The 23,816-nt window shown below is 52.7% G+C and carries 27 protein-coding genes and 2 pseudogenes; 12 read left to right on the top strand and 17 right to left on the bottom strand.

The window, feature by feature from the left end:
- Window positions 1–39: 39 nt before the first annotated feature.
- The 4 genes from ABD971_RS29120 to ABD971_RS29105 form a co-directional block, all read right to left on the bottom strand.
- Window positions 40–2,439, bottom strand: a complete 2,400-nt coding sequence (locus ABD971_RS29120; RefSeq protein ID WP_345327235.1) for a glycoside hydrolase family 15 protein — start codon at window positions 2,437–2,439, stop codon at window positions 40–42.
- Between the two features lie 220 nt (window positions 2,440–2,659).
- Entirely contained in the window at window positions 2,660–3,673 is a 1,014-nt protein-coding gene (locus ABD971_RS29115) for a WD40/YVTN/BNR-like repeat-containing protein (protein WP_345327234.1), read from the bottom strand.
- Window positions 3,674–3,686: 13 nt separating this feature from the next.
- The gene (locus tag ABD971_RS29110) at window positions 3,687–4,316 is read right to left on the bottom strand and encodes a DedA family protein (RefSeq protein WP_345327233.1); all 630 of its coding nucleotides are present in this window, start codon (window positions 4,314–4,316) and stop codon (window positions 3,687–3,689) included.
- A gap of 95 nt (window positions 4,317–4,411) precedes the next feature.
- Window positions 4,412–5,224 carry a ZIP family metal transporter gene (locus tag ABD971_RS29105; protein ID WP_345327232.1) on the bottom strand — a complete coding sequence of 271 codons (813 nt, stop codon included), beginning with the start codon at window positions 5,222–5,224 and terminating at the stop codon, window positions 4,412–4,414.
- A gap of 52 nt (window positions 5,225–5,276) precedes the next feature.
- On the opposite strand from ABD971_RS29105, the gene ABD971_RS29100 reads away from it, so the two are divergent.
- On the top strand, window positions 5,277–5,702 hold the full coding sequence (locus ABD971_RS29100) for a hypothetical protein (RefSeq protein WP_345327231.1): 426 nt from the start codon (window positions 5,277–5,279) through the stop codon (window positions 5,700–5,702).
- Between the two features lie 4 nt (window positions 5,703–5,706).
- Here ABD971_RS29100 and ABD971_RS29095 read toward each other — a convergent pair whose 3' ends face one another.
- The 6 genes and pseudogenes from ABD971_RS29095 to ABD971_RS29070 all read right to left on the bottom strand — a co-directional run bounded on the left by ABD971_RS29095 (window position 5,707) and on the right by ABD971_RS29070 (window position 9,675).
- The gene (locus tag ABD971_RS29095; RefSeq protein WP_345327230.1) at window positions 5,707–6,288 is read right to left on the bottom strand and encodes a superoxide dismutase family protein; all 582 of its coding nucleotides are present in this window, start codon (window positions 6,286–6,288) and stop codon (window positions 5,707–5,709) included.
- A gap of 83 nt (window positions 6,289–6,371) precedes the next feature.
- Window positions 6,372–6,725, bottom strand: a complete 354-nt coding sequence (locus ABD971_RS29090; RefSeq protein ID WP_345327229.1) for an SPW repeat domain-containing protein — start codon at window positions 6,723–6,725, stop codon at window positions 6,372–6,374.
- Window positions 6,725–7,357, bottom strand: a pseudogene (locus ABD971_RS29085) (vitamin K epoxide reductase family protein). The gene ABD971_RS29090 and the pseudogene ABD971_RS29085 overlap by 1 nt, the downstream one beginning before the upstream one ends.
- A 6-nt stretch (window positions 7,358–7,363) precedes the next feature.
- Window positions 7,364–7,942 (bottom strand): NAD-dependent epimerase/dehydratase family protein, encoded by a 579-nt coding sequence (locus ABD971_RS29080; RefSeq protein ID WP_345327228.1) that lies wholly within the window; start codon window positions 7,940–7,942, stop codon window positions 7,364–7,366.
- A 27-nt stretch (window positions 7,943–7,969) separates the two neighbouring features.
- Window positions 7,970–8,413, bottom strand: a complete 444-nt coding sequence (locus ABD971_RS29075) for an NAD-dependent epimerase/dehydratase family protein (RefSeq protein ID WP_345327227.1) — start codon at window positions 8,411–8,413, stop codon at window positions 7,970–7,972.
- A gap of 164 nt (window positions 8,414–8,577) precedes the next feature.
- A complete protein-coding gene (locus ABD971_RS29070) occupies window positions 8,578–9,675 on the bottom strand; it encodes a MamS/MamX family magnetosome protein (RefSeq protein WP_345327226.1) in 1,098 nt (365 codons plus the stop codon).
- A 533-nt stretch (window positions 9,676–10,208) separates the two neighbouring features.
- Here ABD971_RS29070 and ABD971_RS29065 point away from each other — a divergent pair.
- The 5 genes from ABD971_RS29065 (at window position 10,209) to ABD971_RS29045 (ending at window position 14,383) form a co-directional block, all read left to right on the top strand.
- Complete coding sequence (locus tag ABD971_RS29065) at window positions 10,209–11,315, top strand: baeRF3 domain-containing protein (protein ID WP_345327225.1); 1,107 nt, start codon at window positions 10,209–10,211, stop codon at window positions 11,313–11,315.
- Window positions 11,316–11,345: 30 nt separating this feature from the next.
- Window positions 11,346–11,522 carry a hypothetical protein gene (locus ABD971_RS29060; RefSeq protein ID WP_345327224.1) on the top strand — a complete coding sequence of 59 codons (177 nt, stop codon included), beginning with the start codon at window positions 11,346–11,348 and terminating at the stop codon, window positions 11,520–11,522.
- Window positions 11,523–11,531: 9 nt separating this feature from the next.
- Window positions 11,532–11,684, top strand: a complete 153-nt coding sequence (locus ABD971_RS29055; RefSeq protein ID WP_345327261.1) for a DUF4235 domain-containing protein — start codon at window positions 11,532–11,534, stop codon at window positions 11,682–11,684.
- A 154-nt stretch (window positions 11,685–11,838) separates the two neighbouring features.
- On the top strand, window positions 11,839–12,837 hold the full coding sequence (locus ABD971_RS29050) for a hypothetical protein (protein ID WP_345327223.1): 999 nt from the start codon (window positions 11,839–11,841) through the stop codon (window positions 12,835–12,837).
- A gap of 52 nt (window positions 12,838–12,889) precedes the next feature.
- A complete protein-coding gene (locus ABD971_RS29045) occupies window positions 12,890–14,383 on the top strand; it encodes a BON domain-containing protein (RefSeq protein WP_345327222.1) in 1,494 nt (497 codons plus the stop codon).
- A gap of 235 nt (window positions 14,384–14,618) precedes the next feature.
- Here the strand turns inward: ABD971_RS29045 and ABD971_RS29040 are convergent, their stop codons facing one another.
- The 3 genes from ABD971_RS29040 to ABD971_RS29030 form a co-directional block, all read right to left on the bottom strand.
- Window positions 14,619–15,164 carry an endonuclease/exonuclease/phosphatase family protein gene (locus ABD971_RS29040; protein WP_486348655.1) on the bottom strand — a complete coding sequence of 182 codons (546 nt, stop codon included), beginning with the start codon at window positions 15,162–15,164 and terminating at the stop codon, window positions 14,619–14,621.
- A complete protein-coding gene (locus ABD971_RS29035; RefSeq protein ID WP_345327220.1) occupies window positions 15,116–15,493 on the bottom strand; it encodes a hypothetical protein in 378 nt (125 codons plus the stop codon). Before ABD971_RS29035 ends, ABD971_RS29040 begins: the two co-directional genes overlap by 49 nt.
- A gap of 655 nt (window positions 15,494–16,148) precedes the next feature.
- Entirely contained in the window at window positions 16,149–16,910 is a 762-nt protein-coding gene (locus tag ABD971_RS29030) for a hypothetical protein (RefSeq protein WP_345327219.1), read from the bottom strand.
- 223 nt (window positions 16,911–17,133) lie between these two features.
- Here ABD971_RS29030 and ABD971_RS29025 point away from each other — a divergent pair, with 223 nt between their 5' ends.
- The 3 genes and pseudogenes from ABD971_RS29025 to ABD971_RS29015 form a co-directional block, all read left to right on the top strand.
- On the top strand, window positions 17,134–17,442 hold the full coding sequence (locus ABD971_RS29025; protein WP_345327218.1) for a hypothetical protein: 309 nt from the start codon (window positions 17,134–17,136) through the stop codon (window positions 17,440–17,442).
- A 54-nt stretch (window positions 17,443–17,496) separates the two neighbouring features.
- Entirely contained in the window at window positions 17,497–17,754 is a 258-nt protein-coding gene (locus ABD971_RS29020; protein ID WP_345327217.1) for a transposase, read from the top strand.
- A 116-nt stretch (window positions 17,755–17,870) separates the two neighbouring features.
- Window positions 17,871–18,683, top strand: a pseudogene (locus ABD971_RS29015) (IS3 family transposase); the annotation flags it as partial.
- Window positions 18,684–19,085: 402 nt separating this feature from the next.
- Here ABD971_RS29015 and ABD971_RS29010 read toward each other — a convergent pair.
- Genes ABD971_RS29010 through ABD971_RS29000 form a run of 3 tightly spaced genes read right to left on the bottom strand, consistent with a single transcriptional unit; the run spans window position 19,086 to window position 20,280 of the window.
- A complete protein-coding gene (locus ABD971_RS29010) occupies window positions 19,086–19,679 on the bottom strand; it encodes a cation efflux transmembrane domain-containing protein (protein ID WP_345327216.1) in 594 nt (197 codons plus the stop codon).
- Window positions 19,676–19,984 (bottom strand): AI-2E family transporter, encoded by a 309-nt coding sequence (locus ABD971_RS29005; protein WP_345327215.1) that lies wholly within the window; start codon window positions 19,982–19,984, stop codon window positions 19,676–19,678. Before ABD971_RS29005 ends, ABD971_RS29010 begins: the two co-directional genes overlap by 4 nt.
- A 44-nt stretch (window positions 19,985–20,028) precedes the next feature.
- Entirely contained in the window at window positions 20,029–20,280 is a 252-nt protein-coding gene (locus tag ABD971_RS29000) for a hypothetical protein (protein WP_345327214.1), read from the bottom strand.
- A gap of 311 nt (window positions 20,281–20,591) precedes the next feature.
- Here ABD971_RS29000 and ABD971_RS28995 point away from each other — a divergent pair, with 311 nt between their 5' ends.
- Window positions 20,592–20,780 carry a YqaE/Pmp3 family membrane protein gene (locus ABD971_RS28995; RefSeq protein ID WP_345327213.1) on the top strand — a complete coding sequence of 63 codons (189 nt, stop codon included), beginning with the start codon at window positions 20,592–20,594 and terminating at the stop codon, window positions 20,778–20,780.
- 134 nt (window positions 20,781–20,914) lie between these two features.
- Here the strand turns inward: ABD971_RS28995 and ABD971_RS28990 are convergent, their stop codons facing one another.
- Window positions 20,915–21,976, bottom strand: a complete 1,062-nt coding sequence (locus ABD971_RS28990) for a PDZ domain-containing protein (protein WP_345327212.1) — start codon at window positions 21,974–21,976, stop codon at window positions 20,915–20,917.
- Between the two features lie 239 nt (window positions 21,977–22,215).
- On the opposite strand from ABD971_RS28990, the gene ABD971_RS28985 reads away from it, so the two are divergent.
- Complete coding sequence (locus ABD971_RS28985; RefSeq protein WP_345327211.1) at window positions 22,216–22,428, top strand: hypothetical protein; 213 nt, start codon at window positions 22,216–22,218, stop codon at window positions 22,426–22,428.
- 336 nt (window positions 22,429–22,764) lie between these two features.
- Window positions 22,765–23,775 (top strand): Ig-like domain-containing protein, encoded by a 1,011-nt coding sequence (locus ABD971_RS28980; RefSeq protein WP_345327210.1) that lies wholly within the window; start codon window positions 22,765–22,767, stop codon window positions 23,773–23,775.
- Window positions 23,776–23,816: the final 41 nt, after the last annotated feature.

The following is a 23,816-nucleotide window of genomic DNA, read 5'->3' as shown; positions in this document are numbered from 1 at the left end:
GCAGCGACACCGGAGAGCTTGCGACCTACCGCTAAAATTTCACGTTACTTGAATCGTATAATTCTGTCCTTCCCAACGGTCGGCATCGGGCCAGTAGAATGTGAACGTGATGTGATCGCCGTGACGTTGGTCGGGGTGCAAATCGACGTAGTGAAAATCCATGCCCGGTGAATTGGATTCAACGTCGTACGTAGCGTTCCAATTGTCGTCGCTCCATCGCAACCGAAACGAGTCGCGTGCTTGAATTCGCAGCATCTCGTCGCGTCGCATCAAACGGGGTTGGCTGTTGAACTTCCAAATTTCAATCGGAGGATTCGCGTCATCCGAATCGCAATAGCGCTGTTTAACTATGTCGATCAGATCAAACACACGTCCATCGCGTCGACTTCGCAGTAGTTTGACGTACTCGGAATGTGCCCACATCAGTGGCATTGCCGATCCGGTCGCCTTGCCAAATTGCAAGTGGGCTTCCGGCTTGTTTTCTTCATCCCATATTTGCTCGGGCAGCAACCCCATCGGACCGGCGAACGATTCAATTGCCTTCACATATTCCTCGCAGCCGTGTCCGGCAGCCAATTCGTAGTGCGCCCGTTCGCCGGTCAATAAGGGCCAAGCCCTGCCTTGTCCACTACCGTCGAAGGGACCACCATCCGACTTCTGCCCGTATCCATCATGATTGTAGCGATGCCAACTTGGACCAAACGGGGTCACAACTTTCAACACATGATCGACGATCTGTAACGAATCTTCAACAAGCGGATCGCCAGGGGGGCGAATACCGTAGCGGACGAGTTCCAAGAAGCCGGCGTCGACGATTTCACGAGCTGGAAACGTTGTCCGGCTGTTTGGCGGCTGTCCGGTTAACTGCAATTCCGCCGTGTCCGGATTGTCCGCGCGAATGTCGGATGATGGGTCGGCTGGTAAGATGCGGAAGTAGTGCCGCGAGATTCCGCTGAGCAACGATCCGTCATCAGTAACCGTCCAACGTTCAATATGCTGCTCAAGAAAATCAGCGTATCGTAAAAAGTAGTCCGCCAGCGTTTGCTCGTTACGCTGCGACGCGAATTCGGCAGCGCAAACGAGCGCCGCGATGTGAACGGCCAGGGTTGAGGGCGAAAACCCGCTGCTCTCCTCCCAGCGTTCTTGGGGTGTCGCGGGGCCTTCACGTACGAGATACGCAGCGGCGGATCGTACCATGGGATAGGGATCGTAGTTCGCCAACGCATCCGCCTGCTTGAGCTTCCAGGCCAACAGGATCGGATAGGCAACTTCATCGAGCTGGATGCCACTCCAGTAGGGACGTCCATCGATCCAACAATTCTGTGAAAATCCCCCATCGTCATTTTGAGTCGATGCGAGATACAGCAGGGCGCGAAACGGCGTCGCCGTTTCACCCATCGCCATCATGCCCGTCACCGAGTTGACGCAGTCTCGCGGCCAGACCAGATGATAGCCGCCGAGATCTTTGTCACTCCTCGCCTCGCCCCAGGGAATACTCAACGACGCAATGGTTGCGCCTTTGTAAGTCTTGTCTTCGTGAGCGAGCAACAAGCTATGACTGATCCGCAACATCCGCCCACCATCGAGCGACTGCTCAGCGAGTGACAAATCCAGATCGTCGCTCGATTCTTCCCACTGTTTCTTAAAGTCCTCCACAAGATTCTCAAACGGCAACGCCAACGACTCGCGAACGGCAACCACCGCACTCTGTTGCTCGTATCCGAATCCGACAGCCAAAGTAAATTCGTTGCCAGAGCCGATGTCGATTTCGCCAATCAGAGCAATATTGCCGTCCTCCGCACGCTCAAATTGCCAATCGAGTTTCATATTGCCATGCAGATCAGTCCAACCATCCGACTCGCCAACAAAACCACAAGAACCGCGAATGAACCCGCAACTGCAATCCATCGCCAAAAAACTACCGTTGCGATGAGCTGTCAGCAGCAGCCGTTTGTTATGACGCATCAGTTCACCGGTGTTGCCACACCCGCCAATGTCCAAGTGCGGCGCCAGCAAGGCGAACACGCGGACACGATCTTTCCACTTTGGCTCGATTGTGATCTTGGTTCGCAGCAACAAACACGCCGCATGTGGCGCTGTGATTACTTGCTTTTCAATCCTGTACCGATCCTCGCGATCGCGATTGATGACGCGATAGCACAGCGAGTCACCACAGAGTTGCTCGATGGTCGACTGCGTATCCCGGCGCTCGTCGTGAAAAAACGACTCGCCATCAGTCAACAGAAATTGCAGGTCGCGGATCTGTGGCGTGTCGATCGTTGGAAAGTAGACTTCGTTCACGATGCCTGCCGACAGCGTCGCCCAGATGGGACTGGACATGCTGTAAGCGGATACGATGGCGTCTTTGTCGCTCCGCGTCCACCGAGGCTCGATTCCTGGCGCGCCAAAAGCAGCTTCAGCAGAAATTCCCGTATTCATTGATGCGGCTCACTGGTGGAGGTGTTCGGTCGATCCTTGGTTGGTGTAGACACACAGATTTGTCAACGAAGAATAATTCGCCGCAAACGACATGCCAGTCCTGTCTGTACCACGCCCCAATGCGGCCTGGGACTGATTGCATTCGCGTTTTATCGTGATGGACGAGGTCCACACTCTTGTTGCATTCCAGGCAGCGAACCATCCTTGTCATTCGGTATCACTACGACGGAGCTACTGCTAGCCCACGTGGCTCATTGACCTTAAAATCGTCCGGCCAATTCACATCCAATTGCTGCCAGCTTTCGCCGCCGTCGATTGAACGAAACAGATCGCTTTCCCAAACGGTAAAGAAATTGTGCGGTTCGCTTGGATGCGCGGCCAGGACCGCCGTGCGGCGTCCGCTGGGATTGGGTAGGCCAACATTAACCTGCTGCCATTGTGAATTTGCAGTGCGGCGATAGATAAACGATTCCGCGTCGGCCTTGAAGTGCGATCGTTGCGGCGAAGCGGCCGACGAAATAATCCGACACTCTGGGTCCGCGGAATCGACGGCGACGCTCCATGCGTATCGATGTTCTAATTCTTCTTCGAGCTGTTGCCACGAATCACCGAAGTCGAGGCTCTCGAAGTATCCGTCGCCAGCAGCCGAGTACAACCGCCCTGGTGTTGAAAGATGGGTCACCAATTGGTGCGTGTCGATCGGCCCTGTCGGCACGCGATCGGTCCAAGTGCCTCCTCCGTCAGTGCTGCGGATGAGTGCTCCTGCTTCGATGGCGACGTACAACCGTCCTTCGACGTGCGCATCTGGATGAATCCACCGTGCGTGATGCGTGTCGGGCCGAGGTGGAAAACTCCACTCATTCGACGAAGGCAATTTGGACAGACCCACACAATTCCGCCAAGTTTCACCGCCATCTTCGGATCGAAAGACGGCGCTTGGCTCCGTCCCGACGTAAACCACGCCTCGCCCGTTAACACGTTGCAACGGACTGACCGCCACGGACAGCACTCTCTGATGCACTATGCCGTTTCCCGCTTTTCGCCAGCTCCGCCCAGCGTCATCGCTCCGCCACAGGCCTTGGTCCATCGTGCCGCAATAAACCAGCTCCAGACGCAACGGATCGACGACGACACACTGCGGTTGGTGTTCTTCCATACGCAACTCACACTGATAGTCATTCTCACGACTTGAAAGGATCGCTAAGGCGCTGTCGGTTGCAAGGTAGAGTTTCATCAATTGAGCCTTTCTATTTGCTATGACGCATACTCTTACTTTTCTTCCGCATGGATTGCTGAGCATGCAACCGCCACACCCACCAGCCGAACATACCGACGATAACCGCCGTGCTAACCCAGCCGAGCGGACCAGCCAATTGTTCGTAATTGTCGCCCAACCACCATCCGATCAAGACCAGTACCGCCGTCCATATAACGGTTCCGATGGCCGTATACAATGAAAACCGCTTCATTGGCATCTCGGAGAAGTCGGCCGGAATACTGATCAACGTACGGATGCCGGGAACCAAGCGGCAAATCAAAACTGCGATCGCTCCCCAACTTTCAAACCAGTCATCCAAACGGTCGAGATCAGCCGGCGTGATCGTTAACCAAGCTCCGTACCCATCAATCCAATGAGCCAGCCGTGCTTTACCGATCCAGCGGGCGACGAAATACCACAGCAAAGCACCAGCGAAGGAACCGATGCTGCCGGCGGTGACGGCCGCAACAAAGGACATTTCACCCTGACTGACAGAGTATCCTGCCCATGGCATCACCAACTCAGAGGGAATTGGTGGAAAGACATTTTCCATCAACATCAGCACTCCGACACCGATCGCACCAAGCTGCTCAAGAACGTTTATTATCCAATGGTCCATGACCAACGCTGGGTGCAAACACCGTTCCAGCGCGTGGTTTAGGATCGTCGCTGAAACGCTCCGCCGGTTCGCACATGAAACACTGATCTAGCGACCTATCCTAGTGAAACATCAAGTACCATCATGACCACGAATCCCAGCATCAGTAGAAGCGTTGCCAGATCTTCGTTGCCTTCCTGCTGGGTTTCGGGAATCAGTTCTTCCACGACGACATACACCATCGCTCCGGCCGCGAAACTAAGGGCGAACGGCAGCAGTGGAGCAGCGTAGACAACAATCGCTGCGCCGACCACCGCAGCCACCGGTTCGACGATCGCAGACGCTTGTCCCACCAGCCATGCTTTCGTGCGACTCATGCCCTCCGCACGTAGTGGCACCGCCACAGCAATCCCTTCCGGGATGTTTTGCAGACCAATGCCGATCGCAAGTGCGGTCGCACCGCCCAAAGTAGCCGTTTCAAGACCACTCGCAGCACTTCCGAAGGCGACCCCGACAGCTAAACCCTCAGGAATGTTGTGCAGCGTAATTGCCGATATCAGCAGCACGCTCCGCTGCCACACGGTTTTGATTCCTTCAGCAGAATCATCTGGCTTTCCACGATGCAGGTGCGGCAGGCTACGGTCAAGGCCGTAGAGGAACGCTCCACCGAACAAAAAACCAACGGCGGCTGGAAACCAACTTGGCCAACCCTGTTCGGCAGCCACTTCGATCGACGGCGCGAGCAGACTCCAGAAACTGGCCGCCAACATCACGCCGCCAGCGAACCCTAGCATGGCGTCGAACAGCTTGCGGTTAACCTGGACGAATCCAAACACCAACGCCGCACCGAGCGCCGTCAGCCCCCAAGTGAATCCACCAGCCACGAGGGCTTGGACGATCGGATCAGCTTGGTTAATCGATTCGAACATAGTGTAATGTCTAGACTCAGCAGATGGCGCGCCATCTGCTGAGCATCGGCATATGCCGCAATTCAACGAACTTTCCCTGCCGACCAACCTGCTAATCTTTGCGTTTGGTGCTGTCTTGGTCTGGATAGCGGGCACAAAACTGAGTAACTACGTCGACCTGTTCGCCGATCGGACAGGCTTGGGCAAGGCATTTGCCGGAGCATTGTTACTGGGCGGCGCGACGAGTCTACCCGAATTAGCAACGACACTGACCGCTTCGTATTCCGGTTCCGCCGAGCTTGCCGGTACCAATCTCCTGGGCGGCGTGATGATGCAGATCGCCGTTCTTGCACTCATCGACGCCTTCGTTTTGCGAGGACGACCGTTGACACTGTTTTCTCCCAACTCCTCTTTATTGACGTGGCCCCGCATGGCGTCGAGTAGAGATTTTTTGTTGGCATCGGCCGATTCCAGATCGAGCAGGCGATCCAGAGCATAGATTCTCACTGTTTCTCGATCTTTCCGAACGCAACACGATCACCTGCGTCGCCGGTTGGTTGAGTAAACTGATCTTCGTCCGCATGGATCACGATCGCGCGACCGAGAATCGAATGTACCCCGCTCAGCGCAATCACAGAATCTTCTTTGTCGATCATCGCGATCCCCTCCTGGTTAGCTTCGATGTTGCCAAAGTCGCCCACGTGACGCTTTTCATCCGTCATCTTTCCATGCGGCTGATTCGTTGGGTTGAAATGTCCACCCGCCGACTTTCCGGTCTCTTTGTCCGACAAGTCCCCATTCTCGTGGACATGAAAACCATGCTTACCAGGTTTCAATCCGGTCACTTCGCCGTGAATTTTGAGCATATCACCATCTTGCGTGAAGCTGATGGCACCTTTAACCTTGCTATCTCCGATCGGTATCAACTCGCAGATCGCTTTTATTGATTCTGAAATCGTCTTTTTAGTGTCCGACACGGAATTGGATGACGGAGCATTGGAAGTGGTCGCAGTGAGATCATTCGGTCGATTACAGCCAACTAAGACGAATGTTGCCAATGCGAGAAACTTTATTTGTGAATTCATCGTCGGTCTCCGCTTAAACGTGGGAATGTCTGATTCTGCGTTCATTGATCGCCGCAAACAATGCGCCATTTTAGAACGAGTGCTTAGTCGGCGGATGAACGCGTTTGTTCGAGCCAAGCAGATGGGGGCTGGGACGCATCATTGGGAATCAAGGCAATCATCAACAGAAACAGGCCGACGGCGATATGATTTTGCTGCCACGGAGACGGTGGCGGATCAACAAACCGCCCGTAAAGAGACAGTCCCATCGCGATGACCAGGATTAGAACGTGGGCATGTTGTGTCGGTCGCCAGTAAGACAGTCCTGCCAAGACTGCAATCACGAGTGCCGTGATCGAATCGAACCAGATCACACCGGGCTGGGCTTGAGAACGAAAGATAAATGGACTTAGCGATAGCCAGACCGCAGTCATGATTTCGATGACTCGACCCCACATCATTTCACCTCCCGCGAAAGCAGGGTCTCTGCAGCCGCATCGCCTGATGGACTTCGGTAGCCCCAGAAGGTGTTCCACAGCAGTTGCCGGTCGTGATGCTGTTTCCAAACAATCCACAAATAGGTCGATGAAACTCGCACTTCGTCCCAAGCTCAATAGACCAGAATCAATGAAATTCCCGCAGTGACCACACACAGAAAACACCAGTAGCCAACAATTGACGCCTGCAATCCAACCAGCACCACGCTGACGATTCCCAATGGAATCACATCGATTCCAAACAAGATCACCAACCATGGTCGGTACTACCAGCGGCGAGTTGAACCGGCAAATCCCAAAATTGCGTCACCGAGGTAGGCCAATACTCCGAGCGCGGCGTCATGGATTCCAATGATTCCGTACATCCGTTTCGCTGTATCGGAGGTGATTACTTTGTTACTATCATCGCCGAAAACGGGGTCCCATACGCTGTCAATCAACCCCCATTGGTAAAGGGCGAGATGCGAGGAAATCACCGCTGCGACCATCGCTAGAATGCAGATCGGAATTCGCTGTATCCAGGCAGATGGATTGTGTTTATACGGCGGAACATGACGATTCAAGTCATCGACCGGGGTTGTCGCTTGAGCCATTGCGTTCTATCGCTCCAAGCCATTTTTACGATACCAATCGTCAGGATCATCCAGCAATGACTTGACGATCTTGGGCAACTCATCAAGAAGCCGATGCCGCGGTTCCCAACCGAGCAGTTCTTTGGCACGCGAAACATCAAGTGCGTAATGATCGTCGGCCATGTGGACCATGAAGGGTTTGATGAACGCGTCACCGCCGGACAGTGTATCGGTGACAGCGGCACCGACTTTGGCAACCATTGGCGGTACGTACAGTGTCGTCCACTCATCGCCGTGGATCAGCTTACCGATTGCGTTTTGCAACGTTGCGTAGGACGACGGATCGGGTTCACCGATCAAGATGGCGGTCTTTGGTTCGATCGCATTGCGTCGCTGGATGCATCGGACAATCGCGTCGATCGTATCGTCCAGATGCACAGCGGACTGTCCGGTGTCAGTGTTACCCGGAAAGAAGTGACTTTGAAAATCCTTTTCGTAGATTCGTTTGATCTTCTGGACCAATGTTGGCTGCTTACCAAAATCGGTATAAACACCCGCAATCCGCAGGAAGGCCGATGGCACACCCGGATGTCCTTCGCGAATCACCCGCTCGGTTTCGATTTTGCTTTGCGGTTAGGGCCACTTCGCCAGCAGCGGATCGTCTTCACGAATGTGTTCGCACGGTTCGTGGATCAGCATCGTACTGGTGAAGATGAATTGGTCGAACTCGAAATCATCCAAAGCATTGAGCAATCGATCGGTGCCCTCAATGGTGACTTTTTTGTATAATGGGCTTTCTTCGCCCGAAAAATCGTAATACGCAGCCAAGTGAACGATACTGGCGACTTTCGCATCGGCACGTTTGCGAATGTCATCAATCGCAAAATGTACATTGCTGTAATCGGTAAAATCGCATTCAATGTCGTGGACATACGGATCGCTCTTAGGCGGTTCCGGCAAACCGACTCGGTCGAGTCCGTAAACTTCATAGCCATTATCAGCAAGTGCCGTACAGACCTCACTGCCGAGCAGACCGGAGCTTCCTGTAACGATTACAGAAGGTCGAGTTTTTTCCATCGCTAAACAAAACCCCTAATTGCAGAACAATTCCGACCGGCGGAGCGGTCGAGCGACTATAGATCAATAGAAGTTAGCACGGCTTTCTCACGACCGCATAAGGCGTCTCGCGAACCGTGCTAACTTCCAAGCGTCGAATCGATCTGACGGCGAGTTCTATGCAATCACTTGACTGCGACTCGTTTGATGTCCGTCGTTTTGCCATTCACTTTGACTTCGGTAGCCACCAACAGCGCGCGGTCCTTGATTTTTACGGCTGGGCCCTTCACCGTGATCTTGGTGCCTTCGGAAATCTTGGCGTCCAGGTTCTTAGCCGGACCCAAATCGACTAACAAGTTCTTCCCTTTGTCCGTCTTGATCTTGACCATTTGATGGTCCTGGCTACGAATCTTGGACTTCATGGTCTTTTCGATTGTGCCGGTGTAGCTGCGACCGCTGCGATTCACCTGCTCTAGCGTTCCGTTTCGCTCAAGCTTTTGAGCCAATAGGACCGTTTTATCGCCCGCTTTGTAAGTGACACCGTTAGCCGTCACCGACTGACCTAAACGTGGCATCGTGTCGAAATCGTTCGCCGGGCCAAGATCCACGATCATTGTCTTGCCTGAACTCGAATCAGCCAACTGCACCACGATATTAGTCGATGCTGGAGTTTTCACCTTCTTCGCCGATTTGATCGTGCCAGTGAACGAAGTCATCTTCGCTTGTTGAGACTTCTGCTTCGACTTCGCATCCGCGATGCTCTTCTTAGCTTGCTCCGCGTTGCCACCCGAAGCATCCGAGAAGGAGTAATAGCTTATGTCGTCGTAGACACCATCGCCGTCCGAATCCCAGTAGCTGGCGTACGCATCGTACAGGCCATCGTTGTCGTAGTCATAGTACGATGCCGTGTAATCGAAGGCGTTATCAGAATTGTAGTCACCGTAATCGGTGTATCCATAGTCGTAGTAGTCGTAGTACCAATCGTTGGCGTTGTTGTCGTAGTACCCATAACTGTTCGTCGACCAGTCAATATCGTTGTCCTGGTCGGAACTGGTGACGGCATCGGAGGCGTCATACGTTTCATCGTCCCAACGTCCAATTGCTTCGTCAGTCGGATTGTAGTCGTTCCCATCAAACCATTCACTGACGTCGTACCATGCATCGTCTTCATAATAGGGCGTATTCTCTTCCCATTCATCAGCGCGAAGCAGGGCTGGACTGAATGCCAGGGCAAGCATCGCGGTCACGAGCGACACGCGACTAAAAATTCTTAAATATCTCATCTTTTTTCCTTTCCTATCAAGGTATGCCTAGTAGCTGCCCAACCATTGAGCTGCTTCCTACAAGTGGCGACGTGAGGACTGCGGAACTAAATCTCTTTGATTGCCACGGTGCCGCTCCGTTGGTTCGCAGCCAGAACTCCGTCCGGCGGAGCGGTCGGGCGACCCTTGCTAGTCCAGTGTCCGTCACTGCCAAGCCATCTTGCGATACGAGAGTTTGCAGCGATTAGCGCGCCACTGTGGCTGCATCTCGCATGGGGATATTCCTCAATTTTCTCTGGAGGTTTTCAGCAAGTCGGAATTAACGCATTGGCTTCGTGTAATCTTCCGAAGAGATCGTTTTCGGTCAGGTCACAAGCCGCACCTGGCCGCTGCTCCATCAGCCCACCGATTTGGTAAGGCGGTATGCGAAGAGCTTGTGAGGGGTGGCATCGGGTTTGCACAATGCAAGAGTGCCGACTGTTGAAGAGCAAGCACTCGCTCTTCTGCGCATTGTGACTTACAAAGCCACACCACATTCACCGAGGGACTCACTAATGACTACCAAAACGGACACCCCGATGCTTCAACCACTGGACGATCAAAACCTGAAGGAACTCGCCTCGGTATCGGCTTATCCATGCGTATCGATCTTGATGCGAACACACCGTAGCGGCCGCGAGACTCAACAGGGCCCAATTCGGTTGAAAAACTTGCTCAAAGAGGCAAGTGAGAAGCTGAAAGCGGCTGGTCACGACGACGGCATCTTGGACGAACTCGCGAGCAAGACAAACCAACACGACTTTTGGCAACATCAAGGCGAAGGACTGGCGATCTACCTAACACCCGACGACTACCGCATGTTCCGCCTCAATCACAGCGTCGATGAACAGGTCTACATCGGCGAAATGTTTTTACTTCAGCCGCTGGTTCGCGAATCTAATTCCACTGGCAAGTATTTTGTGCTGTCGCTTTCTTGGGAAGAAGCAAAGTTATATCGCGCTGACAGCACAACGTTCAACTTGGTCGAAACCACCGCACTGCCAGCCAAGTTCCATGAACTAGTTTTACCGCGTGACCCCGAAGAGAGTTTGCAAAATACGAGTCATCGCAGCGTTGGCAACACGGTTGGCACGTCGACTGCGATGTTCCATGGTCAAGGTGAAGGCGAGGACATGATTGCCGCCGACCGCGACCAGTACTTGTCATTGATCGGCGACGAAGTTACCGCAGCGATCTACAACACCGGCTTGCCACTGGTCGTCGTTGCCACGCACGAAGTCACGGGTCATTTCGAGGCGACAACCAAGGTTCAGGTCGATGCCAGGGTGGATGGAAGCCCTTCGGAATGGAGTTCCGACGAGATGCAAAAACATGCTCACACCGCCATCGAACCGCTGTTGCAAGCTAATCACAGCGAATTCATTGAGCGATTTGGCACGACGGTCGCGGAGTCGCAAGGATCGGACGATTTGGACGAGGTATTGCAGGCCGCAAAGAACGGGCGCATCGACTCGCTGATGGCTTGTAATCACGCCGATCATTGCGACAAAACCAATCAGGCTGTAGTTGAGACACTGCGTGGCGGCGGAAATGTCTTGCAAGGCGATCAAGAATCTATGCCCGGTGACGACGCAGTCATCGCAGCGATTTTTCGGTATTAGAACTACGTGTCCTATTAAGTAAGCAATCTGATGCTAGAAACACTTAAAGACCAATACGAAAACGCGCGCGACCAAATCAGCGAACGAGCTGGTTGGAGTGAGCCCGATGGGCGCAATGCGGGCATCACTGTCGCCGAATCGGCCATTGCGTTCGCTGCGGCGCTGGGAGCGACCTTTGTTGCTCGTCAATTGCTCGAAGCCGCCTGACGCACCACTCTGGATCGTGATCCACCGATGAACCCGGCCGCCCACGATGTGGCATGGAAGGAAGCCGTCGCTTGGGGTGCGGCCTCCGGTGCATTGGTCGGCATTGCACGCATCGCTTCACGCCGCATGAGTAGCGGAGCGTATCGTAGTCTACGCAGCTAACGGGAAGTGGGATTCGCCAGAATTCCCCATTCCGAGAATTACTCACGAATCCCGCTACGACGATGCTGGCATGACATGTGCGTGGAAATTCGCTGTCAACTTGTCACGCGGCACCCGCGTGACTTTCAACTCTTTCCACTAACGGAATGCGATCATGAACAAAAAACTCACACGGCTTTCTATTGCAATCGCACCGCTTCTAGGCGTTGCACTCCTGTCACCCAATGTGTCCGCCGATGAACCAGAAGACGTGGGCAGTCGCTACGAAGACGATGCTTGGTACGACGTCAGTGAATGGTTTGATGGAAACGACTACAACCCAACCGATGAAGCGATCGGCCGCTGGGACAATGAGACCTTCGCCTATCGCGATAAACAGACGAGTACCGACAACGACAATGATGTCGAGACGGTCGACGCAGACGAGTTTTACGGCGAAGATTGGGATGATGGCTACGGAGTCTATACAGACGCGGACAATGACGGCAATTACGAGTCGTACTCGCGTTACCACGACACCGATGGTGACTATCTGAATGACAGCTACGTTACTTACAAAGACGACGATGGCGATGGCATGTACGACACGTATGACTTCAGCGAAATCGCTGGCAAGCATGCGGTTCACAGCAGCAATGTGGCCCAATCGACTCAGAAGGGATTGAGCGGAAAGTCCGTGAAGGTCGAGGGCAAGATTACGGAGAGTAAGTTTGTCAATCGACTCGGGGGCTTGGCCCTCATGCTGCAAGTGCAGGCTAACGACGGAAAATCTGTCTGGGTCGATATGGGGACGAATTCCAATTTCCAACTCTTCAAGGGCGATTCACTCACCGCATTTGGACCGATGACGAAAGCTGGTAATAAGCAAGTTCTTATCGCCACCACCATCGAAACTAAGGGCAAGCAGGTTGCTGTCACGCGGACGGGTCGCAAATACAGCGGCACGATTCAGTCAACCAAGACAGCGAATGTTCGTGGTGAAAAGCGAACTGTTGCCAAGGTAAAGACAGGCGAAGGCAAAACCCTAACAGTTGATATGGGTTCAGGCGATCCAGCCAAGAAATACAAAGAAGGCGACAAGGTGAGCGTCACCGGCGTGCCGGTCAAGATTGGTGATCGCGTCATCCTGATCGCGGACACGACCACGCTGTAGGTTCCGTCGCTGAAGTCAACTCACATCCACTACTTTCATTTTGGAATATTCAATGAATACGCTCATCAATCATTCCCTGTCTCTGCTTATCGTCGCGGCTCTTCTCAGCCCGAAGCACGCCAGCGGTCAAAGCGGTCAAGAAAACGCAAACAATACCAACCTTTCGGACAATGAAATTGCTTCTGCAATCGAGGCGGACATCGCTGACGCTTCTCGGATCGCGGGCGGCGAGATCAATGTTGATGCTTCGTCGGGACTTGTCACACTCTCAGGCACTGCGACTAGTTTGCTCGACAAGCGAATGGCTGACACGATTGCCAAAAGGACTCGTGGCGTCACTGCGGTTCTGAATCAACTAATCGTCATTACATCGGATCGCAGCGATGACGACATTCGTGCGGACGTTGAGAAAGTATTGCGGATCAACGACAGTGTCGACGAACCGCGTATAGCGATCGACGTCAGCGGAGGTGAAGTTGCGTTGACTGGCAAGGTTGCATCGTTGGCAGAAAAGCGGATCGCCGAACTCGCCGCCAGCGGCGTGACGGGCGTAGTGAAGGTCGACAATCAGATTGCTGTCAGCCTGAGCAGTGATCGTACGGACAAAGACATCGCGGAAGAGATTCGTGGCTTGATCGTGCATTCGGTCTACTTGGACGATGTTCAAGTTGACGTCAGAGTCGAAGGACATGTGGCCAAACTTTCCGGTAGCGCGCCATCGGCTGAGACGAAGGATCGTTTGGAGCAAATTGCTGAGATTTGGGGCGTCTCGGCCGTGGATGTTACTGCTGTGAAGGTCGACCCGAATTCCGCCGATGAATCACAGCGGCGCAGGCGATGGGCGAAGGTTAGCGAGGAGGAGATACAAGCGGCGATCTCCCGCTCATTTCGCAACGATCCGATTGTGTTCAGTCACGTCGATGCAATTGCAACCGAAGCTAACGAAGGTACGGTGAGACTCACGGGAACGGTGAACCGATTGCGGACCAAAAATCGTGCTGAGCGTCTCGCGAGTGACATTGTCGGTGTCCATCGTGTACTCAATGAGATCGAGGTCGAGTATCGGAACGAAGAATTCAGCGACATGGAGATCATTCATGAAACGCAAGCTGCAATTCGTCGCAGTGCGAATCTGGATCAACGAGACATCCGCGTCCACTGTCAACGAGCGCATGTTAGCCTTTACGGAATTGTTGATAGCGAGCTAGAGAAGCAAGTCGCCGAGTGGATTGCTGACGGAGTGACAGGTGTTGTTCACGTCAACAATTTGCTGGCAGTCGAACCAAAATGGAGGGAGAAAAGCGACGATGCGATCAAATTCGCCTTGCTACGCAAACTGAAGTACGCACTGCTTGACAAAAATGACCAGATTGAGGTCACGGTGAAGAATGGCACTGCTATTCTGCGCGGCGAAGTCGCAACTTGGCGTCAATGGCAACGGGTAATGGATCTGGCACTTGAAGCGGGAGCGCGCCATCCGCACAACATGCTCAATGTTCCCTATCATCCGCCGCACGGTGCATCGCGGATCTATGTGCCGAGGTAATACGATTCAATCTCGTGGAGGGATGCGCCAAGATTCTTGGCCCCCACTACGTTGCTGCTTCCACAGCGTCTTCACGATCACCTGCGTCGAGGTCTGGAGCAGCTTGGCTATCAGTCGCTTCGGGCTCATGACTGAGTTGTATCCAGAGTGGAAAGTGGTCCGAACCGATCGATAGTAAGACTTCGATCTGAGCGACACGGAAGTCGTCGCTGTGGAAGACATAGTCGAGCGGGTATCACATGATCCACGATGTCGCATCGAAAGTTGGGTAAAAGCCACGTCCGATACGCGGGTCCATTAGTTGGCTCGCCTCGCGAAACAAATTGCTCGTACGCGACCAACCAACGTCGTTCAAATCACCCAGCACGATCACGCTTGGATCGTCGCGAACTTCACGACCAACCATCACCAATTCCGCGTCGCGGCGCGTGGTGTCGGCTCCAGGTTGCGGCGGTTTTGGATGAACAGCGAACACACGAACGGTTTGTCCGTCTCCCAACACGATATCCGCGTCAATAGACGGCACCGCTTCGCGAACCATCCCCCGCAATTCACAACGCGGCATGTCGAGTTGGCTGTAAAGTGCAATTCCGTAACTGTTCTCCTGTGGATGCACGAATGGATGCACGAAATAAGACGCGAAATGGCGTTTCAACGATCCGATGTCTTCGGCCCAACGCTCGTTTATTTCGCAAAGCACAAGTAGGTCTGGCTTTCGCTCAGTAACGAGTTTCAGCAAAGCTTCCGAATTTGTGTTCGTTTCCAATACATTTGGTGCCATGCGCGAAGTTGTTTGTCAGACGCTTTGCTTTGTGCATTTTCCACTTGCGGAGTCGCCAGAGGCAAATAAGAGTGAATCCAATAAAACTGGATCAAGCACGCGATAGCCAGCGCCGATGCAGCAACACCCACCCCTTCCTGACGGCGGAAGAACCACAACAACAGGAACGCCATTAGGTACGCAACCAAAAATTGCAATCGTGGAAAGTCGCCAAATCGAATCCACCACTGGTCGACCGGTAGCAGCGGTAGCACGGCGGTCGCCAGAAGAAAAGCGACGACCAAAATCATTAACCACCAAGCGATTCGTCGTTTTGTATGGCTGATCACGATTTGTCCTTAATGTGGAATTTGTCAACATCATCGTCATTTGTGTTACGGGGATTTTGGCGAATCCTACCGCGAGAAGAATGTCGACTAGCCCGCGGTGTACGCGCGACGCTGTGATTGTTCCAGCCTTCACTCCGAATAGTCATTGCCGATAAATGTCCGCGTTCACACAGGTTTTGGGGAATCAGTAGCGGCCAGTTGTTGGCGGTGCCACGACCGACATCCAGCACCGTAGCCCACGCAAGTCGCCAAGTTGTTCAATCATGTGCCGACGCCACCGATCCAAGCCGATCAGCTTGTGGAATACGAGATGGGGCCAGAAGTCGTAATGATCTCCAGACCAATGGTTGTTCTGCTACACGCCGACAATTTGCATATTTGTCGCAATCGTTCAATGTGCATGACTCTCCGCTTGGGAATCCATTGAGACGATTGCTCTATAAAGTCGTCTTTCGGCGACTGAAAACCACCAAAGCCGAATGAAGAGTCACATGAATAGCACATCTCGCATCATCGCCGAACTGCTCCGTGGATTGGTATCCACAACTCCGAACGCCGGAGCGGTCGGTCGACGATCGTGAACCATGGCATAACGGCTAGTTACGTCGATAAACTATCGACAACTGTTTGTCACGAAAGACTGCCATCTTTCTGCCTAGCCCGATTGACCGCTGGAACGCTCTTCTTTGAGCTTCTGCAACTGTTCTTCATTGAGCACCTTTTCAACCGCCAGCATCTTTTCGGCTTCCAACTGCACGAGCTGATCGTGATATCGCTGGATGTCGCTGTATGCTTGATGCAGCCTGCTATGGAATTGTTGGCAGGCCTGTTCACATTGCTGACGTTGCTGCGCGTCCATTTGCACGTCGCTGGCCAGTTCTTGAGCAGGCACAATGATCATTTCCGTAACATAGACGTACGCCGAATCGTCCTGATTGGCTTGCCTGTCAGACGTCGAGTTCTGCCCAGAGCTTCCGCTCTTTTCCTTGTTAGATGGATCGCTGGACGCACTGGCCTGTCGGTTGTCGGAACGACGCCCCGAATTGTCGCTTTGACCGTTCTTTTTTTGCTTTGCAGTTTTCCCAGAGTCCTGCTTGTTCTGTGACTTCTTGGTTTGCTGCTTGTTCTTGCGATTCTCACGGAACTGTTGCTTTTGTTGATCACTCATGCCGTCCTCGATTGCGGCGTACATCGTCGCTTCGAGTGCAATCGCTTTGGCATTCGCTTCGGCAAACTTGCTCCAGGTCGACGCGACCTTTTGACCGTTGGCATTGAGCTGCTCGCGAATCTTGTCCTTCTGGTCGCTGGTCAGATCCACCTTGGACGATAATTGTTCAATCCACTGCTCAGCCGCTTTCGACTGTGACTTGTTTTGTTGCGTCGAATCATCTGCACGGGTCGTTGATATTAACAACATGCAAGCTGCAATCGAGCAACAAATAGCGTGGAAGCTTGGAAATGGCATCGGAAACACTCCTTCATCAGAGACACACTGGAGGGCGACTTGAAAATCAATCGAAACACTCGATTTTACGCCCAATCGTGCCAGCGGATTTCTGCAATTCATGTTCCAGTTCCGATGGGTTTGAAAGGCTCATCCGCAATGAAAACCAGATTTACAGAAAACCCCGTGCCCCGGCATGGGGAAGACTCCCACGCACGGGCTTGATAGTCGCTCGATCGCTCCGCAGATCGGTATATGGCCAGCAAAACAACGATCCAGCGATTTAATGGAGCGAGTCTTCCCGCAAACAGAACTGCTGAAAACTGCTGAAGACGTGTCGGTGACTTCGCGTGAACTGTTTAATCAAGGCCGGACGAACTTGCCTGGCGCCCGTCGCGCCAGCGTTGTATTGCAACAGCGGCGTCTCGATCTGCTCAACGCCGAGAACAAATACGCGGAAGCCTTTCGTCAGTTGACTGCGATCATCGGATGCACTACGCGATAGCCCAAGACTGGCGGACACCCGAGGAATCGTCAAGAATCCTTCTAGGAGATCACTATGCCAGAAAAAGCAAAGCAGAAGCGACGCAGCTTCAGTCCAGAATTCAAACGCGACTCGGTCGATCTAATTGTCAAGCAAGGTTACTCGCTCAAGGCGGCAGCCGACGCTGTTGGGGTTGAAGTGCGTACGCTACGTGATTGGCACGAAAAGCTTGCCTCGACACCCGAGCCCTGTACTGACGACGCCCCACTCGAAGAACTCAAAAACGAAAATAAACGACTTCGCAAACAGCTTCAGCGTGCTGAAATGGAGTGAGAGATCTTAAAAAAAACGACGGCGTATTTTGCGAAAGAGTCGCAGTGAAGTACGCCTGGATCAATGAGAATCGCGACTGTTTTCCAATCACGTGCATGTGTTGAGTACTTCGCGTCAGCACAAGTGGCTTCTACAAATGGCTTAGTGCCAAACCAAGTCCACGTGCTTTTCGCAGCGAACGAATCCGACAGGGAATCCTGCAAGTCTACGAACAATCAGAAAAGGTTTACGGAAGTTACAAGATCGCCGATCAACTTCGGAAGAATCTTGATCTGGGATCGGCTTGCCGAAACACCGTCGATAGGGCGATGCGAGAAATGGGCTTAAAAAGTCGCGTTGGAAAGAGGTTTTCACCAACGACAACGCAAGCCGATCCGACGAAACGGCCCGCAGCGAACATACTTAATCAAGACTTTACGGCGACCGCTCCTAATGAAAAGTGGGTGACGGACATCACCTATCTTCCAACCGCCGCGGGGTGGGTTTACTTGGCTGCAGTTCTCGATCTGTACAGTCGCAAGATCGTGGGCTGGTCGATCTCGGAGAGTCTGGCGACACCCTTGGTGAGCGATGTGCTTCGCCAAGCGATCCAGACGCGTCGTCCCGATGGCAAACAGCTGCTGCACCATAGCGATCGTGGCTGCCAGCACACGAGCGACGACTACCAGCAGACGTTGCGTACGCTTGGGATCACTTGCTCGATGAGTCGTGTCGGTTGCTGTTACGACAATGCAGTTATGGAAAGATTCTTTTGGTTACTCAAACATGAGTGGACTAAGTTCGACAGTTTCGCCGATATCAACGAAGCGAGACTGAGTGTGTTCCGATATATCGAAACGTTCTACAACACCAAACGCATTCACCAAACTCTCGGCTACCTAACGCCAGCGGAGTCTGAAACTCAGTACGAAACCAATCTCGCTGTCTAAATTCAAAATCGGGCGTCCACCAGTCTTGAGCTATCGCACTACCTGAAAAGATTTGCTCACGTTATCAAGGCATGGGGAAAACACCCAGGCCAAGTTGCAATGCTGTTTCCGAGTTCGCCTCTCTTGACCGCCGCAATCGCAAACCGAGAATGCATTTGTCCTGCCGACGTTGTTGTCGAACTTGGGCCTGGCGCGGGCGGAACGACGCTAGCGTGCTGGAGCAGATGAAACCGACCAGCAGCCTATTGGCGATTGAGAAGACACCGGAGTTAAGTAAGGTGTCGCAAGTAATATCGCTTTCTCGATCTATTCAAAAAGGAAGAATCAGAACTTATTGTCGGTGTGCATCGAACTCTCCCGATTCGTGGCTTTCCGTGAATGCGCACGATCTGCCGAAGTCAGTCACCCCGATTCACGCACTTCTCGCAGAATTTTCATTCCCCCACGAATGACCACGGCGGCGATGAGGACGCCGATCACCAAATCCGGTAGTTGAGTTTCGAGTAAAAGCACGAGCCCACCTGAAACGATCACGCCCGTGTTCGCGATCACATCGTTGGCCGAACAGATCAACGATGAGCGAAGGTTTACGTCGCCCTTCCGATGCTTCCACAGTTGCCAAAAGCAGATCACGTTGGCCAAAAGCGCGATGCATCCCACGGCGATCATTGCCATCCCAAGTGGTTCGCCGCCAACGATGAACCGACGGCCTGCTTCGAGCAAAACAACGATACCCAGGAGGACTTGAAATGACCCATTGATGGAAGCCGCGGTGCGCCGAATACCGATTCCGCGACCGACAGCATATAGGCTGATAGCATATACGCTAGCGTCAGAAAGCATGTCGAGTGAATCCGCTGCCAACCCTGTTGACGAGGCTAAGATTCCAACGGTGATTTCAGCGACAAACATAATCGCATTGATCGCCAACACAACTCTTAATGTACGTCGCTGATCGGCGTCGGTTGGCTCGAATTCGCAACCACAGTCAGTCATTCTTTGTTTCTTTCCACCAAAGCCGTTGAGTTTCGTTCATTTTGGCCACTGCACATTGTTCGCCAATGACCAACACTCATCAATTGCGTACCAGCCATCAGCATTGTGAAGCTGATCGGCAGCATCGCTAGGAAAAGCACGAACAGGGTTGTACACACAGCGGCGAGTCGCTGCCGACAACCGAGCCGTGATGTTAGCCATTGATGCATCGGTAAAACAAGGATGGCAAGCACAATCGCGATGAATATTGCCAGCATGAACGGACGGATCACCTGCCAGAAGAAGACTTCGACGGCGACGATCAACGCGAGCGATATCCAGAACGATAGATGGCATCGCATGGCAAATTCTAGGCACCCATGTCCTTGTTGTCTGGGGACAGCACCCAAGTGGTTTTGCCATCATCCTTCAAGATGCCCGATGCTACCGTTTGACGTTGTTGCTTTTGCTTTCGCGTCTTCCCATCGGTGTCCGTGTTTTTTGGCACGGTGCGAACTTGAAGTCGCTCAGTCACCTTGTTGTTCGGTTTATCCTCGGCGATCGCTGAGTTGAATGTCATTGCGATGGCTACCCGCGATGGTGGTGGTTCCTTGATATTCATCGAGCGATCCTCTTTTGGACGGGAAGATGGTATGCGATCAAGCAACCTGCGTGCCCCACAATAGTCCCGTGAGAAGATTATTTTAGGCACGGTAGTTGCGTCAAAGAGCAGGGTAGTTGCGTCGTAGATTTGAACGAGTGGCGTGCGCCATCAGCCTGCACTCGAACCGAGTTGAGCATATGCAACAAACTAGCAATGGATCCAAGTTCGTCGTGGAACTGGCCCACTTCGCATGGAATCATTCGACCGAGAGCGGGGCGCCGCCGACCAATCCGTACCGTGAGGTTCCAGCATTGACGGAGAAGTAGAAGATGAGCTACATCCGACTAATTTTCGCTTTCATACTGCCACCCGTAGCCGTGTACATGCAATTCGGGATTGGCAAGTATTTTTGGATCAACGTGCTCCTTACGCTGCTCGGCTTTTTTCCTGGCATGTTGCACGCTGTCTACATCATGGCCTCTCGACCACCTGGACTGGCAAAACTTTCTGGCGATTGAAGCAGACGGCCCGACTGGATGGAAGCAACGCTTAGAAATCGCTCAGCGTGGCGGGTGATTGACCGCACAAATTAATTCGCAGCCGTCAAAGTCTGTGGAAATTGTTGATCGCAAGTAGCGATAGGTTGATCTATCTACCAATAGACGCCAAAGTTGGGTCCGATTTGAATGCCACCGCGAAACCCGTAAGGATAACTGCGGCCGTAGTAGTAGGGACGACCTTGATACTGGTAGTAACGGTAGTTGCCATAAGGGTAGTAGTACGGATTCTGATAGGCTGGGCCATATGGCGGGCGAAAACGGTACGTGCGATTGCCGTTGTATTGATTGTGATATCGAGATCTCGTCCAATCGTTGCTGATGTTTGGCGGGAACGGTCGACTGCTGTCATACTGGACCAGCAGTGCTCCGCTTTCGAGACGCGACACGTCGTCGATTTCTGGAGTCGCTGGCACAGGATCTTTCAGCCCTTCTAAATTGCTGTCGAGGGGTGGTGGTGTGGGACGCTTGAGTTGCTCAACGTCTCGCTGAAGCGACCAAATCTGTTCGCGCATCTCGTCGATCATCTCATCCATTACATCAGCACCCGATAATGGTCGCAACTGAGGCATTTCGAAGTTCAGATCGTCGCTTGGTACTCGCCACGATCGGCGGAACCATTGGATTGGGGCATCGGAAACTTGTCCCAACACCACTACCATTTCCTGTTCCTTGCCCTCACGCTGGATGGTCAATTTTCTCTCAGTACCTGGTGCGAAGTCGCTCACCTTATCCACGAACATATCAATCGACTTCACGTCCTCACCGTTGACCTTGTGAATATGATGGTCATCACGTAGCCCTGCTCTCTCGGCGGGGCTGTCGCGATAAACGTCTTGAATGACGACGCCGGTGTGGTCGTATGTGTCGTCCGTCAGCATGACTCCCAGCCAACCACGATGGCTCTGCGGCAACTCAGCGGCCTTGGGCGCCAAAGCGACTTGCTTTGTCAACGTCTTGCCACGTCGCCAAATACTGACATTGACCGAGTCGGAACTACGAAGACTCGCGATCTTCTGTTTCAAATCTTCCGGGTTTGAAACAGTGTGGTCATTGATTGCCAAAATGTAGTCGCCCGGCTGGATGCCAACTCGCTGGGCAGGGCTACCCATCGCCGTATCCATTACACAGACACCCTGGCCGAGACAGTCTCCCACCAAAACGCCGAGCTCAGGTGAGTCATGGTCGGCATGTTGGGTTGATGAATTGCTATGCGCGAAAACGCTACCTAGAAAAAGCGGAGAAAATGAAACAGCGGCATGAAGTAGGCCGTGATCGCTTGAAACAGCGACAGCAGACAATCACGAAAATGCGAAATTCTGTCCTGTCCAAATTCCGGGTTCAGCGTTGCAGGCGGAAGAAAGAACAATCTGAAAAACGGCAATACATTAAGGCCATGAAGCGAGTAAACCAACCGGAAAAGGATGATGCACGCGAAGATGATAGCACCGAAACCGAATCCGGGCGATTGCGGCGGTCGAGACGGGAACGTGACCCAAAAACGTCCAGGCGTAAACGCCTGCAACGCGGTGAAACCGAACAGCAGTATCAGGAACTCGCGGCGGCAAACCAGAATTATCAAAAAAATGAACCGGATCGCGAGCATTGACGAGCAGGCCAAGAGGATGGCCTGAATCGTTGTGCTTGGGGCTAGGCGATAAAACGGGTCAAATATATCCACGAAGCGTCTTCGTCATGAGGCTGGCGTTCCTTTGGATTCGAAACATTCGAGAAAATTCAATTCATTGCTAATTCGACATTTTTTAAAACCACGACGCTGATTTCCTTGACGCGACCACCAAGTTGGCATTAAAGTCGTTTACCAGTTCACTTGTGCAATCGTTTGCAGCATTAAAACCGTGTAAAAAAAAGGGGTGTTATGAGGCAGTCGCGGATCGGTTATCAAGCGGTAGCATTGGGGACGATCGCTTTTCTAACAGGGACAATGCAATCGCTAGCAGTTGCTCAGGTTGTGCAACCAAAGAATGGGGATGAGTTCAAGCCTCCCAAAAACACGGTATTCTTGGGGGTGGTGGAGTTTCATCCTCCATTTACCGAAGTCATCCTTCCGGTCGGCGAAGTCCCGCTTCTTCATCAGAGAACCTATTCGACCACCATCAAAAATGTAGGCAATGTTCCGCTGACGATCGAGAAGGTCGAAGTCGGTTGCGGTTGTTTAGCGGCAGTTCCTTCAACGAAGGAGATTCCGGTTGATGGTGACGGGAATATATTCTTGATGTTCCGGCCGACAAAATTGGGAAAGACCAGTCGAACGGCAAGCGTTTATTTCTCTGGAGGAAAATCCATTGCAATCAAGCTTGCTTCAGATGTGAAACCAGTCTTTGCTGTGTCACCTGAAGTTATGAGTGTCGAAAAAGGGAAAGAACATGTTGAGCTTGATATCTGTTCGAACTTCCCGGAAATGGCACGTTTGAAGCAAGTGTATGTGAATAGTGACTTAGTTGTCGCGACCGGACTGGTTGCTGGAACGGCAGGCACACTTAGGATCGACGCTAGCAAGTTCGTCAATTCGCTCGATCCGGTGCTTCCTTTAAAGTTAACCGTCGTTGATGAATCTATGCGTATTCACGAGTTTCAGTTGTTACTTAGACGTTCGGATCGAGTTGAGATTCGACCAACTGAGCTGCGAGAAAGACGACGCGCTGACAACACGTTTAGTGCTCGTGCATATCTAACAGGTCCAGAAGTATTGATCAATCGGCTTGCCGCAGACAATGGATTGTCATGCAAAGTGGATTGTGAAGGAGTGGGAAACCTATCTGCCACGATTACATCAGTGCGGCGTTTTTGGGGAAAAACGCTGACAGTTGATGTCGTTGTCGATCATGAACTTTCTGAGCCAAAGTGTGTTGCTGCTCGATGGATCGACGTGGATGGTGAGGAAGTTGCAAAAACGAGTTTGCGATTAATTCGTAAGCGTTCGGCGGGGGGATGAGATTTGACTTCGGTAGGCTGCTGGGTTTTGTCTCAACCCCA

Source organism: Novipirellula rosea (assembly GCF_039541335.1).
GTDB lineage: Bacteria > Planctomycetota > Planctomycetia > Pirellulales > Pirellulaceae > Novipirellula > Novipirellula rosea.
The sequence above is the reverse complement of the archived record's forward strand: the minus strand, read 5'-3'. Positions and strand labels throughout refer to the sequence as shown.

What these genes read in the sequence shown, in the direction of transcription:
- ABD971_RS29000 (WP_345327214.1), bottom strand. Translation starts at nt 20,280, where the DNA reads ATGAATATCAAGGAACCACCACCATCGCGGGTAGCCATCGCAATGACA.
- ABD971_RS29090 (WP_345327229.1), bottom strand. Translation starts at nt 6,725, where the DNA reads ATGTGGGGTCGAGTCATCGAAATCATGACTGCGGTCTGGCTATCGCTA.
- ABD971_RS29060 (WP_345327224.1), top strand. Translation starts at nt 11,346, where the DNA reads ATGCTAGAAACACTTAAAGACCAATACGAAAACGCGCGCGACCAAATC.
- ABD971_RS29095 (WP_345327230.1), bottom strand. Translation starts at nt 6,288, where the DNA reads ATGAATTCACAAATAAAGTTTCTCGCATTGGCAACATTCGTCTTAGTT.
- ABD971_RS29030 (WP_345327219.1), bottom strand. Translation starts at nt 16,910, where the DNA reads ATGTTGTTAATATCAACGACCCGTGCAGATGATTCGACGCAACAAAAC.
- ABD971_RS29040 (WP_486348655.1), bottom strand. Translation starts at nt 15,164, where the DNA reads ATGGCACCAAATGTATTGGAAACGAACACAAATTCGGAAGCTTTGCTG.
- ABD971_RS29075 (WP_345327227.1), bottom strand. Translation starts at nt 8,413, where the DNA reads ATGGAAAAAACTCGACCTTCTGTAATCGTTACAGGAAGCTCCGGTCTG.
- ABD971_RS29120 (WP_345327235.1), bottom strand. Translation starts at nt 2,439, where the DNA reads ATGAATACGGGAATTTCTGCTGAAGCTGCTTTTGGCGCGCCAGGAATC.
- ABD971_RS29105 (WP_345327232.1), bottom strand. Translation starts at nt 5,224, where the DNA reads ATGTTCGAATCGATTAACCAAGCTGATCCGATCGTCCAAGCCCTCGTG.
- ABD971_RS29025 (WP_345327218.1), top strand. Translation starts at nt 17,134, where the DNA reads ATGGGGAAGACTCCCACGCACGGGCTTGATAGTCGCTCGATCGCTCCG.
- ABD971_RS29070 (WP_345327226.1), bottom strand. Translation starts at nt 9,675, where the DNA reads ATGAGATATTTAAGAATTTTTAGTCGCGTGTCGCTCGTGACCGCGATG.
- ABD971_RS29020 (WP_345327217.1), top strand. Translation starts at nt 17,497, where the DNA reads ATGCCAGAAAAAGCAAAGCAGAAGCGACGCAGCTTCAGTCCAGAATTC.
- ABD971_RS29065 (WP_345327225.1), top strand. Translation starts at nt 10,209, where the DNA reads ATGACTACCAAAACGGACACCCCGATGCTTCAACCACTGGACGATCAA.
- ABD971_RS29010 (WP_345327216.1), bottom strand. Translation starts at nt 19,679, where the DNA reads ATGACTGACTGTGGTTGCGAATTCGAGCCAACCGACGCCGATCAGCGA.
- ABD971_RS29115 (WP_345327234.1), bottom strand. Translation starts at nt 3,673, where the DNA reads ATGAAACTCTACCTTGCAACCGACAGCGCCTTAGCGATCCTTTCAAGT.
- ABD971_RS29100 (WP_345327231.1), top strand. Translation starts at nt 5,277, where the DNA reads ATGCCGCAATTCAACGAACTTTCCCTGCCGACCAACCTGCTAATCTTT.
- ABD971_RS28995 (WP_345327213.1), top strand. Translation starts at nt 20,592, where the DNA reads ATGAGCTACATCCGACTAATTTTCGCTTTCATACTGCCACCCGTAGCC.
- ABD971_RS28985 (WP_345327211.1), top strand. Translation starts at nt 22,216, where the DNA reads ATGAAGCGAGTAAACCAACCGGAAAAGGATGATGCACGCGAAGATGAT.
- ABD971_RS29045 (WP_345327222.1), top strand. Translation starts at nt 12,890, where the DNA reads ATGAATACGCTCATCAATCATTCCCTGTCTCTGCTTATCGTCGCGGCT.
- ABD971_RS29110 (WP_345327233.1), bottom strand. Translation starts at nt 4,316, where the DNA reads ATGGACCATTGGATAATAAACGTTCTTGAGCAGCTTGGTGCGATCGGT.
- ABD971_RS29050 (WP_345327223.1), top strand. Translation starts at nt 11,839, where the DNA reads ATGAACAAAAAACTCACACGGCTTTCTATTGCAATCGCACCGCTTCTA.
- ABD971_RS28980 (WP_345327210.1), top strand. Translation starts at nt 22,765, where the DNA reads ATGCAATCGCTAGCAGTTGCTCAGGTTGTGCAACCAAAGAATGGGGAT.